The following is an 11,617-nucleotide window of genomic DNA, read 5'->3' as shown; positions in this document are numbered from 1 at the left end:
GCGGCGGGAGGATCCCCGGCAGCCGCTCCGCGAGCATGGATTTCCCCGATCCCGGCGGACCGGTCAGCCACAGGTGGTGGCCGCCGGCCGCGGCGACCTCCAGTCCACGGCGCGCCTCCGGCTGACCGACGACCTCCGACAGGTCGCGGGACGGCGCCGCCTCCCGCGAATCCCGGTCCGGTGTGCCGTCCTGCCCTGGTAGGGCTCCCGCCCCGGGGAACCGGATCTCACCGCGCACCCACCCGAGCAACTCACTGAGATGGGTCAGTCCCACGACCTCGATCCCGTCCACCCGGGAGGCCTCGGTGGCGTTGTCCACCGGCACGGCGGCCCTCAGGTACCCCTCGTGCCGGGCCGACAGCAGCATCGGCAGCACCCCGTCCACCGGACGCACCGAGCCGTCCAACCCCAGTTCGCCGATCACCACCGTATCCCGGGTGCCCGCGGCCCCGGCGCGGCCGGTGTCCACCCGCCCCTGAGCGGCGAGGATGGCCAGCACCATCGCCAGATCGAAGCCTGAACCGCTCTTCGGCACGGACGCCGGCGACAGGCTCATCACCACACGGCTTCTCGGCCAGTCGAGCCCGCTGTTGATCATCGCCGATCGCACCCGGTCCCGGGCCTGCACGACCGCGGTGTCCCCCAGCCCCACGATGCTCATCCCCGGCAGCCCCCGGCTGATGTCGCACTCCACGGTCACCGGAATGCCACTGACCCCCGCCAGCGCGATGCCGTGGGCCTGGCCGACGCGCACCGGCGACCGGTCACTGATGGTGGTCACCAGCCGATCCCCTCGTAGTGGGTGATCTCGTCGTCGGTGATGTCGAGGACGTCGAAACGGATCTCCGCGGCCCGCTGGTCGGGGTGCTCCCGCAGCCACGCCGCACCGGCATGGCGCATCGCCTTCAGCTTCGAGGGCGTGACCGCTTCCGCGCCACGGCCGTACCGGCCGTCGATGCGCCACTTGACCTCGACGAACACGGTCGCGCCCGCGGAGATCCCCTCACCGGGGAGTCCCGGTGCCCGGAGGACGATGTCGACCTCGCCGCGGGAGGTGTAGAAGTTACGGTCCAGCAGGCTGTACCCGCGGTCCAGGAAGAACTCCGCCGCCCGGTCCTCACCCCGGGCCCCCACCTCCCGGAGGTTGCGCCGTGGACCCTCCCGCCCCGTACTGTCCCGCGCTGCAAAGTCCCGTTGCCTGCCTGTGCTGTCTCCCATGCCTCAGAACACTGGCACAGCGCACGGAGGTCACCTGGCGTGCGTCCGGGGAAACGCCAGGACGGTGTGGATAACCCGGCGCTGTGGACAACTCCGGCGACGGGCCGTCCGACCTGCGCCGACGGCGAGCTACTCCGGCATCCGGAGGTCGGGTTTGTCCAGTTCCTCGATGTTGACGTCCTTGTAGGTGATCACCCGCACGTACCGCACGAAACGCGCGGGACGGTACATGTCCCACACCCAGGCGTCCGACATCCGCACCTCGTAGTAGACCTCCCCGTTTGTGTTGCGAGGCAGCAGTTCCACCGCATTGGCCAGGTAGAACCGGCGTTCAGTCTCCACGACGTAGCTGAACTGACTGACCACGTCCCGGTACTCGCGGTACATGGAAAGCTCCACGTTGGCCTCGAAGTCCTCAAGCTCCTCCGCGCTCACGGTTGCAGGTCATCTCCCTCACGGTCTCGGTTCGGCGTGCTTATTGCCGTTGGTGTCGCGCACGCCACCGCGCATGGGCGGCGGCCACGTTGGAATAAGTGTAACGGTGCTCGGGCGTACCACCGAGCAGACTCACCGAGTCCATGTGAGACGCCGTGCCGTACCCCTTGTGCCCGGCCAGACCGTACCCCGGGTACACCTCGTCCATGCCGACCATCAGCCGGTCCCGGGTGACTTTCGCCAGCACGCTCGCCGCCGAGATGCACCGGCTCACCAGATCACCCTTGACCACCGGGACGTGGGGGCGGGTCAACCCGTTGACCTTCATCGCATCGGTCAGGATGTAGCCGGGGCGGACCTCCAGCCGGGCCACCGCCCGACGCATCCCCCCGAGGTTCGCGTGCTGGATCCCCCACGTGTCCACGTAGGACGCCGGGACATTGATAACCGCCCAGTCCACGGCCACGGCGGTGACCAGACCGTAGAAGTGCTCCCTGCGGGCGGGGCTGAGCTTCTTGGAGTCGGTCAGCCCCTCCAGCTCCGGCAACGGACCCGGGGGAAGGATGCAGGCGGCCACCGTGACCGGACCGCAGCACGCCCCGCGTCCCGCCTCGTCCACCCCGGCCACGGGGCCGAGGCCGGCCTTGTGCACCGCCCACTCCAGCGTCCTGCCGTTCGGCATGGAGCGCACGGTCCCCGACGCACCCGCGGTGTCCGGAATGTGCACTGCGTTCCCCGCTAACGCTGGATGTCCGGCGAATCCACCCCGCCGATACGGTCCAGCGGCCAGATCTTCGCGGTGACCTTGCCGACGACGTTGTCGACCGGGACGGTCCCCTGCAGCTCATCACCCAGGTGGAAGCGGGAGTCCCCCGAATTCGTCCGGTTGTCGCCCATCACCCACAGGTGGTCCTCCGGGACGGTCACCGGACCGAAGTAGGATCCCTGGCAGGCGTCGGACCCGGTCATCGGGTCAACCTGGTAGGTCAGGGGGTCCTTCGTGTAGTCGTCGCTGACACGCTCACCATCCACCATCACGCCCGGATCGCCGGCCTGGCACTGGACCGTCTGCCCGCCGGTCGCGATAACTCTCTTGACCAGAGCATTCTCGTCCGGCGCCAGAATGCCGATATAGGACAGCGCGGTCTGGGCGCCGCTGACCAGACTGTTGTCGGAGCGCTGCGAGACATACTGGTCGTTCCACGAGTCAGGGCCGGTGAACACCACCACTTCGCCCGGGGACGGCTCCCCACCGAACTGGTAGGCGAGCTTGTTGACGAAGATCCGGTCCCCCACGCAGTCATCGCAGCCGTGCAGGGTGGGTTCCATCGACTCCGACGGGATCAGGTAGGGCCGTCCCACGAAGGAGTTGAACAACGCCAGCAGGACCAGCGCCACAACCAGGATGATCGGGAACTCCACCCACCAGGGGTAGGTCCTCCGCTTCTTCCGCTCCTGCTCCGATGACGACCGGCGGGCAGCCACCTTCTCCTTCTCGGACAGGGGCTCCTGCTGGACATCCGTGGACGCGGACGCGGCGGAACTGGCGGGGTCATTCGGATCGGTCACGCAATGAGACGTTACCAGTTGCCCCCGCCATCGCCGGAACGCCGGCACCCGGCCACCCGGAACCGCGCGAACCGCCGGTACAGCCCCCGATCCCCGACGGCGGCGAACTCCGCGTCGAGGCAGTCCGGCAGCTCACTGGCCGTGGCCCGCCGGCGGGGACGCCAGGTGCGGCCCGCAGGTTCCCGGGACCCCGCGGGAGTCTGCGGTGGCGAGGGGTGGGAGTAACGAAAACCCCCGGCCCGGCCGTGCGCACCACTGCCGTGGTGCACCGTGCCGGACCGGGGGCCGATCCTCGGGGGAACGCTGCGCTGGTTAGCGCTTCTCCTTGATCTTCGCCTTCTTGCCACGCAGGTCGCGCAGGTAGTACAGCTTCGCACGACGGACCTTACCCCGGGACAGGACGTCGATGTGGTCGATGTTCGGGGAGTGCACCGGGAAGGTACGCTCCACACCGACGCCGAAGGAAATCTTGCGCACGGTGAAGGTCTCGCGGATGCCGGAGTTCTGGCGGCGGATCACAACGCCACGGAACACCTGGACACGGCTCTTGGTACCCTCGATGACCTTGACGTGGACGTCAACGGTGTCGCCGGGGCGGAAGTCGGGGATGTCGTCGCGCAGCTGTGCGGCGTCGACCTTGTCGAGAAAGTGCATTGGGATTCCTTGCTTCGTCTTCGATCGGACAGAGGACCCACGGACCGACCCCACCAGGGGTGCCACGCGTTCATGCCCACACCATTCAGTTTTGGCGCACCCGTGGACCGGGAATACGCAACCCGGCAATTATGCCAGTGCAAGCCCTCACTGACCAAACCCGGCACGTTTGAGAGCGTCGGCCATCGAGCCCGCGGGCTGTGCTGCACCCTGTGCTGCACCTTTGCCCTTGTCCGCTTTCCTGCCCTTGCCTTCGCCCCTGCCCCGGGGCCTGCCCCCGCCCGGTTTCTGCGATGTGCGCTCCCCGGCGTCACGGGACGTGGGCTTCTTCTTTCCCTGGCCAGGCTCATCGCTGAGGCGCAGCGACAAGCCGATCCGCTTACGCTCGACATCGACCTCCATGACCTTGACCTTCACGACCTGGCCGGAATTGACCACGTCATGCGGGTCGGAGACGAACCTGTCGGACATCGCCGAGACGTGCACCAGTCCCTCCTGGTGCACTCCCACGTCCACGAAGGCGCCGAATGCGGCGACATTGGTCACCGTTCCCTCCAGGACCATTCCGGGGGTCAGGTCCGAGAGTTTCTCGATGCCCTCGGCCAGTGACGCGGTACGGAACCCAGGACGCGGGTCACGGCCGGGCTTGTCCAGCTCGGCGAGCACGTCGGTCACCGTGGGGACGCCGAAGGTGTCATCGGCGAAGTCCCGTGGGTTCACCGATGACAGGACGCTGCGGTTGCCCACCAGGTCCGCAACCGGCACACCGGTGGACGCGGTGATCCGGCGCACCAGAGGGTAGGCCTCGGGGTGGACCGCGGAGGCGTCCAACGGATCGGCGGCCCCGTGGATGCGCAGGAACCCGGCGCACTGCTCGAATGCCTTCGCCCCGAGCCGCGGGACGTCCTTGAGCTGGCGACGGGTACCGAAGGCGCCGTTGTCCTCCCGGTGGCGCACAATGTTCTCCGCCACCGTGGTGCTTACTCCGGCCACCCGGCGCAGCAGTGGCACCGAGGCGGTGTTCACGTCCACCCCCACGGAGTTCACCGCGTCCTCGACCACGGAGTCCAGGCCCTTCGCCAGCAGGGTCTGGTTGACGTCGTGCTGGTACTGGCCCACGCCGATGGACTTCGGGTCGATCTTCACCAGCTCGGCGAGCGGGTCCTGCAGACGCCGGGCAATCGACACCGCCCCGCGCAGGGCCACGTCCATGTCCGGGAACTCCTCGGCGGCGAGCTCGGAGGCGGAGTACACCGATGCCCCGGCCTCACTGACCATCACCGGTGTCGGTCGGCCACCGGAGGGTGCTGCGGCAGCCACCGTGTCCGCGATCTCCCGGGCGAGCTTCTCGGTCTCCCGCGACGCCGTCCCGTTCCCCACCGCCATGAGTTCCACGTTGTGCCGTGCACACAACCGGGCCAGGGCATCCGAGGACTCGGTCCAGCGGTTGCGGGGCTGGTGCGGGTAGACCACCGCGGTGTCGAGCACCTTGCCGGTCTGGTCGACGACGGCGCACTTCACCCCGTGCGCGAAGCCGGGGTCCAGGCCCAGGGTGGCCCGTTGTCCCGCCGGGGCGGCGAGCAGCAGGTCACGCAGGTTGCGGGAGAAGACCTCCACCGCGGCATCGTCCGCGCGCTCCTTCAGCCGCATGCGCACATCCACCCCAGAGGACACCTGCAGCTTGGTGCGCCAGCCGAAGCGGGCACACTCGGCACGGAAACCGTCGGCGGCGTCGCCGCGGGGTTCCAGACCCCGCGCCTGCGCGATCATCCCCTGGTAGATCTCGTCCTCCCCCGCGTCCAGCGTGAGCTGCAGGACGCCCTCCGACTCCCCACGCAGCAGCGCAAGAATGCGGTGGCTGGGCAGGGTGGTGAAGGGCTCGGCGAACTCGAAGTAGTCCCGGTACTTCTGGGCCTCGGGGGTGTTCTCCTTGCCCGCGACGACTCCGGCAGTCATTGAGCCGGTGGTGAAGAACCGTTCGCGGACCTCGCCGACCAGGTCGGCGTCGGTGGAGAGCTCCTCCAGGACAATGGCCCGGGCACCAGCCAGCACCGCCTTCGCGTCGTCGAAGCCCCCGGTGATGTACTCCCCGGCCAGCTCGGAGGGGTCCCGGTCGCAGTCGGCGAGCAGGGTGTCCACCAGGGGCTCCAGGCCGGCCTCGCGGGCGATGGTCGCTCTGGTCCGCCGGGTCGATTTGAAGGGGAGGTAGAGGTCCTCCAGCCGGGCCTTGGTGGTGCAGCCGAGGATCAGGTCGCGGAGGTCATCGGTGAGCTTGCCCTGCTCCTCGATGGCTGCGAGGACGGTGGCTTTGCGCTCCTCCAGTTCGCGCAGATAGCGCAGACGTGTCTCCAGGGTGCGCAGTTGGGTGTCGTCCAGCCCGCCGGTGACCTCCTTGCGGTAGCGGGCGATGAACGGGACGGTGTTGCCCTCGTCCAGCAGTCGGACGGTGGCCGCTACCTGCGGTTCACCGATCCCCAACTCGGTGGCCAGCGTGCGTGTGACATCTGTCGTGCCGGTTCTTTCGGTCATTCGGACGATGATACCGACCGGGTCTGACCGAACCAGAGACCGGTCGAACCGTCCGGCGCCGGAGGCAGGCATCCCACCACCGTCGCGGTGATGTCGGCCGTCCCGGGGACCTCCCCGGAGTCTCCCCAGGACGCGGTGACCACCAGGTGGTGGACCTGTTCGACCACCGCCGGGCGGTCGAACCGTTGCTGGAACTCGGTCACCAGCATATTGTCCGGCTCGCAGGCCAGCGTGATCTCACGCACCACGATCTCGTGCCCGCGCGCCCCGGCGGCGTCCAGGGCGGCGCTGATCCGCTCCCGGATCCCGGCCACCTCCCCGGCACGCACGAGGATATTGAGGTCGGTCACGGTACTGGTGCTCATGGCACCAGCGTAGGCGCAACGGGTTAACCGGCGGCTAGTACGGGGCATTGAAGGGCACAGGCTGCGTGGTGCCCTGTTCCCTCTCCTCCGCCTCGAACTTCTCCCGCTGCTCAATGTCCTCGTCCACGGCGGTGTCCACCAGTTCCCTGAGCCGGTGGATCGTCACCGTCGACCGTGGCATCAGGGAACCGGACCCGGACACGGTGATCAGGCGGTGCGGACTGGAACGCAGCCACTCGACCACGGCGAACTCCACCGCGTGGTCGGCCGACGGGCAGTAGGAGTTCTCCGGTTCCGGGAACCGCTCCTCCCACCTGCTGCGCCCCCGCTGCCACGGATCGTCGACGTAGTGCCGGTACCCCTCATCGCCGGTGTACTCCCGGGACGGACCATCGTCGGTGCCGGACTCCGCACCGTCGGTGGCCCCGCGTTCGGCCTCGATCCTGCGCACCTCCGCCTCGTCGCGGTCGATTCTGGCCCGCAGCGCCGGGTGACGGTCCAGCCGGCGCCAGATCGCGTCCATGTGGTCGATGGTCATCCGGCCGTCGTCCTGGGCCGTCCAGTACATCTCCGGCATGCGCCAGGACAGTTCCGTGGCATGGCGGAAACGCGCGGCGTAGGCCGCTCCCCTCGTCCTGACCATCTCCGCGACCGCGTCACGTTCCGCGGCGGAACGGCCCTTCACCCCCGATTCCGCCATGCGCAGTTCCATACGGTTGAGCGGGTACACGGTCAGTTCCTCGATGGACGGGCTGTCCACCCGTTCTGTGACAGGCATGGCGCCTCTCCCCTCCTGTTGTCGGTTGTCCCCCGCCGGATCGGCCCGGCCGGTGCGGTTGACCCTACCGCCACCGCCGGACACCGCCCGGCCACCACCCAACGAATCGCCAGGACGGTGTGGATAACCCGGCGGTGTGGACAACGTCCCCGCGCTTGCCGCCTACTCCAGCGCCCGGCGGTCCCGGTCGCTGAGCCCACCCGACTCCTCCAGAGCCGCGACAAGCTCGGGACGCTGCGTTGCGGTACGGCGCAGCGCCTGGTCACGCCGCCAGCGGTCGACTTTGCCGTGGTCACCGGACAGCAGCACGTCCGGCACCTCGAGATCGCGCCAGACCCGTGGCTTCGTGTAACTCGGCCCCTCCAGCAGACCATCCTGGAAGGAATCCTCCTCATGGCTGCGGTGGTTCCCCAGCACCCCGGGGATGAGCCGGACGACGGCCTCCGCCATCACCAGGACGGCGACCTCGCCCCCGATCAGGACGTAGTCGCCGAGTGACACCTCCTCGACGCGGTACTGTTTCTCCGCGTCCTCGAAGACACGCTGGTCAATCCCCTCGTAGCGTCCGCACGCGAACACCAGCCGGTTCTCGGACGCCCAGCGCTGCGCGGTCCGCTGCGTGAACGCCGCACCGGCCGGGGTCGGAACAACCAGGACTGGACGGTCGTCGTGGTCCGCCGGGTCCGGCACCGGATCACCGGTGGGGACCTCAGGGGACGCGACGTGCGGCAGCGCGCTCTCGAGCTTCTCCCCTGAGCCCGCCGGCCCCGTCAATGCCGCCACGTCGTCGAGTGCGGGTCCCCACACCGACGGTTTCATGACCATGCCCGGCCCACCACCGTAGGGCGTGTCGTCCACCGACTTGTGCACATCATGGGCCCAGGAGCGCAGGTCATGGACGCCGACGTCGAGGATCCCGCGCTCGATCGCCCGTCCCAGGAGGGCATGACGGAACGGATCCAGGTACTCGGGGAAGATCGTGACGACGTCCAGACGCATGGGTGAGAACTCTACTCCAGTTCGAGAAGTCCCTCGGGCGGGGTGAGCACCAGCGCACCGTTGTCGAGGTCGACGATGGGCACGATGGCATGGCGGAACGGGACGAGCACCGTGGAACCCGCCGTGGACAGTGCGGCGTCCACGTCCACGGCCACCTCCAGCAGCGTGCCCGCCGGGCCGTGGACGACCCCGGCGACCTCGCCGATGTCGACCGGCTCCGGCAGCTCCCCCTCATAGGCCCGTGCCGTGGCGGTCTCCTCGTCGACCTGACCGCAGTCCAGGACGCGCAGCCCCTCCAGCTCGTGGTCGTAGAATCCGTCGTCCTCCTCGTCGAAGACCGGCGGGGCGAAGAACCGCATCCCCCGCAGCGAATCCGCGGCGGTACGGTCGGCAACCTCGTCGACGGTGAGCAGTAGCCGTCCCTGGTGGGGACGGACCGCTGTCACCGTGACCGCCAGCTCCCTGCCCCGCTGACGTCCGGTGAGGACGGTGCCGACGGCGAAGCGGTTGTCCGGGTCATCCGTGGTGGCGTCCACGACGAGCTCACCACGCACCCCGTGCGGCTTGATGACTCGACCGATCTGCAGTTCCGCGCGCGGATTCTCCCTCTCTGGCATGGGAGTCAAGACTACTAGATGACCCCCTGCGCCCCCATTGCGTCCGCGACCTTGCGGAAACCGGCGATGTTCGCGCCGACAACGTAGTCCCCCTCCGCGCCGTACTCGGCGGCGGTGGAGGCGGTCGTACGGAAGATGTTGCCCATGATGTCGCGCAGTCGCTTGTCGGTGTAGTCGAAGGACCAGGAGTCACGCGAGGCGTTCTGCTGCATCTCCAGCGCCGAGGTCGCGACACCGCCGGCATTGGCGGCCTTGCCCGGTGCGAAGTCGATCCTCCGCTTGCCGAACACCTGGACCGCGTCATGGGTGCAGGGCATGTTCGCGCCCTCCGCAACGTACTTCACGCCGTTGTCGGCGAGCAGCTGTGCCGCGGCACCGTCGAGTTCATTCTGGGTGGCGCAGGGCAGCGCGACGTCCGCCTCGACCTCCCAGATCTGTCCGTCCTTGTGGTACGTCGCCCCGCGGGACTCCTTCGCGTAGTCGGACATGCGGAGCCGGCGGACCTCCTTGACGTCCTTCAGCAGTTCCACGTCCACACCCTCGGGGGTGGAGACGTAGCCGGAGGAATCGGAGATCGCCACAACGGTGGCGCCCAATTCCTGCGCCTTCTCGGTGGCGTAGATCGCGACGTTGCCCGACCCGGAGACGATGACCCTCGCGCCATGGAGACGCTCACCGCGGGCGGCCATCATCTCCTGGGTGAAGTAGACCGCGCCGTAGCCGGTCGCCTCCGTCCGCACCAGGGAACCGCCCCACTGCAGGCCCTTGCCCGTCAGGGTGCCCGACTCGTGACGTCCGGTCATCCGGCGGTACTGGCCGAAGAGGTAGCCGATCTCGCGGCCGCCGACGCCGATGTCGCCGGCCGGGACGTCGACCTTGTCGCCGATGTGCCGGTGGAGTTCGGTCATGAAGGACTGGCAGAAACGCATGATCTCCATGTCGCTGCGGCCCTTCGGGTCGAAGTCCGAACCACCCTTGCCGCCACCGATGGGCAGCCCGGTCAGGGAGTTCTTGAAGATCTGCTCGAAGCCGAGGAACTTGATGATGCCCAGGTTCACCGAGGGGTGGAACCGCAGGCCACCCTTGTACGGGCCGAGCACGGAGTTGAACTGGACGCGGAAACCACGGTTAACGTGGACGGTGCCATTGTCGTCGACCCACGGGACCCGGAAGATGATCTGGCGCTCGGGCTCGGTGAGTCGCTGGATCAGACCGTTGTCGGCGTAGTGCGGGTCCTGCCTCAGTACGTGCTTCAGGCTGTCGAGCACCTCCGCGACCGCCTGGTGGAACTCCGGCTCACCGGCGTTCCGCTGGAGGATCTGCTCGTAGTAGGCCCTGACTGTGGCATCGACGTCCATCGTGCTCCCTTCGGTGGGGTTTCGGTACGGAGAGGAATTTTACACGGTGGATACATCGCGCTTAACACTAGCGTGATCTATGTGAGATACCGCACACCCTCTGACCTGTATTGTTTCGTCGACGGCCTGCATGTGAAACAGCACTGTAACATACCGGAAACTTTCCGGACTGCCGCCGGTGGACTCTCCCTACCCCACGGGTCCGGGGCAACGACTGCGTTATCGGCGGATCGGTACCGGGAAAAGGGCCGTCCTGCAGTCAATGCTGTCGGCCACGCCCACACCACTCCCGGAGCCGGTCCCTCAAGCGGGATGTGCGGGGTCCGGGAATGAGAGAACCCGCCACCTGCACCATGACGGTGCAACGGTGGCGGGTTCCCGGTGAGCCCGCGGGCTCAGTGCGGTCGGTGCAGCCGTGGCTGCAGTGCCGGACGCGCTGCGGAGCCTACTCGGAATCCTCGGTGGACTCGGCGGGAGCCTCGGCTTCTGCCTTGACCTCAGCCTCGGCAGCTTCCTCAGCAGCCTTGGCCTCGGCCTTCTCGGCAGCCTCAGCCTCGGCAGCGGCCTTGGCCTCTGCCTCTTCCTTGGCCTTGCGCTTCTTCTCGGTGATGGCCTCGGCCGTCGGAGCGTCCGCAGCCTCGGCGAGAGCGGCGTTGAACAGGTCCAGCTTGGAGGTCTTCTCCGGCTGGGGCTTCAGGGTTCCCTCGGAGCCCGGGAGACCCTTGTGGGCCTGCCAGTCACCGGTGACCTTCAGCAGGGCGAGGACCGGCTCGGTCGGCTGGGCGCCGACGGACAGCCAGTGGCGAGCGCGATCGGAGTCGATCTTGATGACGGACGGCTCGGCCTTCGGCTCGTAGATGCCGATGTTCTCGATCACCTTGCCGGAGCGGGGGGTGCGGGCATCGGCGATGACGACCCGGTAGTGCGGGGTGCGGATCTTGCCGAGCCGCTGGAGCTTGATCTTGACGGACATGTCGGTCCTCTTCCTGTTGATGGTCACCGGGCAGTACGGACGCCCGCTACCCCACCCTTTCCGGCAAAGGACGCGGAATGGGGTACCGGGCCGGTTCAACCCTTGGATTTACCCTGCGCGTG

The 11,617-nt window shown here is 68.1% G+C and carries 13 protein-coding genes; all 13 read right to left on the bottom strand.

What is annotated here, in order from left to right:
• On the bottom strand, nucleotides 1–781 hold a 781-nt coding region (locus tag ACTIL2_RS09875; protein ID WP_442337294.1), incomplete at its 3' end, for a magnesium chelatase domain-containing protein.
• A complete protein-coding gene (locus ACTIL2_RS09870; RefSeq protein ID WP_442337293.1) occupies nucleotides 778–1,218 on the bottom strand; it encodes a YraN family protein in 441 nt (146 codons plus the stop codon). The genes ACTIL2_RS09875 and ACTIL2_RS09870, both read right to left, overlap by 4 nt.
• A gap of 129 nt (nucleotides 1,219–1,347) precedes the next feature.
• Nucleotides 1,348–1,653, bottom strand: a complete 306-nt coding sequence (locus tag ACTIL2_RS09865) for a DUF2469 domain-containing protein (protein WP_442337292.1) — start codon at nucleotides 1,651–1,653, stop codon at nucleotides 1,348–1,350.
• Nucleotides 1,654–1,693: 40 nt separating this feature from the next.
• On the bottom strand, nucleotides 1,694–2,335 hold the full coding sequence (locus tag ACTIL2_RS09860) for a ribonuclease HII (protein ID WP_442337296.1): 642 nt from the start codon (nucleotides 2,333–2,335) through the stop codon (nucleotides 1,694–1,696).
• Nucleotides 2,336–2,391: 56 nt separating this feature from the next.
• The gene (lepB, locus tag ACTIL2_RS09855; protein ID WP_442337295.1) at nucleotides 2,392–3,156 is read right to left on the bottom strand and encodes a signal peptidase I; all 765 of its coding nucleotides are present in this window, start codon (nucleotides 3,154–3,156) and stop codon (nucleotides 2,392–2,394) included.
• Nucleotides 3,157–3,534: 378 nt separating this feature from the next.
• The gene (gene rplS, locus ACTIL2_RS09850; protein WP_442337291.1) at nucleotides 3,535–3,876 is read right to left on the bottom strand and encodes a 50S ribosomal protein L19; all 342 of its coding nucleotides are present in this window, start codon (nucleotides 3,874–3,876) and stop codon (nucleotides 3,535–3,537) included.
• Nucleotides 3,877–4,023: 147 nt separating this feature from the next.
• On the bottom strand, nucleotides 4,024–6,405 hold the full coding sequence (locus ACTIL2_RS09845) for a Tex family protein (protein WP_442337290.1): 2,382 nt from the start codon (nucleotides 6,403–6,405) through the stop codon (nucleotides 4,024–4,026).
• Nucleotides 6,402–6,770: a hypothetical protein gene (locus ACTIL2_RS09840; RefSeq protein WP_442337289.1), complete on the bottom strand. Its 369-nt coding sequence runs from the start codon at nucleotides 6,768–6,770 to the stop codon at nucleotides 6,402–6,404. The genes ACTIL2_RS09845 and ACTIL2_RS09840 overlap by 4 nt, the downstream gene beginning before the upstream one ends.
• Before the next feature lie 34 nt (nucleotides 6,771–6,804).
• The gene (locus ACTIL2_RS09835) at nucleotides 6,805–7,548 is read right to left on the bottom strand and encodes a hypothetical protein (RefSeq protein WP_442337288.1); all 744 of its coding nucleotides are present in this window, start codon (nucleotides 7,546–7,548) and stop codon (nucleotides 6,805–6,807) included.
• 162 nt (nucleotides 7,549–7,710) lie between these two features.
• Entirely contained in the window at nucleotides 7,711–8,547 is an 837-nt protein-coding gene (gene trmD / locus ACTIL2_RS09830; protein WP_442337287.1) for a tRNA (guanosine(37)-N1)-methyltransferase TrmD, read from the bottom strand.
• 11 nt (nucleotides 8,548–8,558) lie between these two features.
• The gene (gene rimM / locus ACTIL2_RS09825) at nucleotides 8,559–9,164 is read right to left on the bottom strand and encodes a ribosome maturation factor RimM (protein ID WP_442337286.1); all 606 of its coding nucleotides are present in this window, start codon (nucleotides 9,162–9,164) and stop codon (nucleotides 8,559–8,561) included.
• A gap of 14 nt (nucleotides 9,165–9,178) precedes the next feature.
• Complete coding sequence (gdhA, locus tag ACTIL2_RS09820) at nucleotides 9,179–10,522, bottom strand: NADP-specific glutamate dehydrogenase (protein WP_442337285.1); 1,344 nt, start codon at nucleotides 10,520–10,522, stop codon at nucleotides 9,179–9,181.
• Nucleotides 10,523–10,967: 445 nt separating this feature from the next.
• Nucleotides 10,968–11,495: a 30S ribosomal protein S16 gene (rpsP, locus tag ACTIL2_RS09815; protein WP_442337284.1), complete on the bottom strand. Its 528-nt coding sequence runs from the start codon at nucleotides 11,493–11,495 to the stop codon at nucleotides 10,968–10,970.
• Nucleotides 11,496–11,617: the final 122 nt, after the last annotated feature.

The sequence above is a fragment of the Corynebacterium sp. genome (genome assembly GCF_052107835.1).
Classification (GTDB): domain Bacteria; phylum Actinomycetota; class Actinomycetes; order Mycobacteriales; family Mycobacteriaceae; genus Corynebacterium.
The sequence above is the reverse complement of the archived record's forward strand: the minus strand, read 5'-3'. Positions and strand labels throughout refer to the sequence as shown.

Bases quoted from the DNA above. Each gene is read 5' to 3' on its own strand.
- trmD (WP_442337287.1), bottom strand. From the start codon at position 8,547: ATGCGTCTGGACGTCGTCACGATCTTCCCCGAGTACCTGGATCCGTTC.
- ACTIL2_RS09870 (WP_442337293.1), bottom strand. From the start codon at position 1,218: ATGGGAGACAGCACAGGCAGGCAACGGGACTTTGCAGCGCGGGACAGT.
- gdhA (WP_442337285.1), bottom strand. From the start codon at position 10,522: ATGGACGTCGATGCCACAGTCAGGGCCTACTACGAGCAGATCCTCCAG.
- rpsP (WP_442337284.1), bottom strand. From the start codon at position 11,495: ATGTCCGTCAAGATCAAGCTCCAGCGGCTCGGCAAGATCCGCACCCCG.
- ACTIL2_RS09840 (WP_442337289.1), bottom strand. From the start codon at position 6,770: ATGAGCACCAGTACCGTGACCGACCTCAATATCCTCGTGCGTGCCGGG.
- ACTIL2_RS09835 (WP_442337288.1), bottom strand. From the start codon at position 7,548: ATGCCTGTCACAGAACGGGTGGACAGCCCGTCCATCGAGGAACTGACC.
- ACTIL2_RS09860 (WP_442337296.1), bottom strand. From the start codon at position 2,335: ATGCCGAACGGCAGGACGCTGGAGTGGGCGGTGCACAAGGCCGGCCTC.
- rimM (WP_442337286.1), bottom strand. From the start codon at position 9,164: ATGCCAGAGAGGGAGAATCCGCGCGCGGAACTGCAGATCGGTCGAGTC.
- rplS (WP_442337291.1), bottom strand. From the start codon at position 3,876: ATGCACTTTCTCGACAAGGTCGACGCCGCACAGCTGCGCGACGACATC.
- ACTIL2_RS09845 (WP_442337290.1), bottom strand. From the start codon at position 6,405: ATGACCGAAAGAACCGGCACGACAGATGTCACACGCACGCTGGCCACC.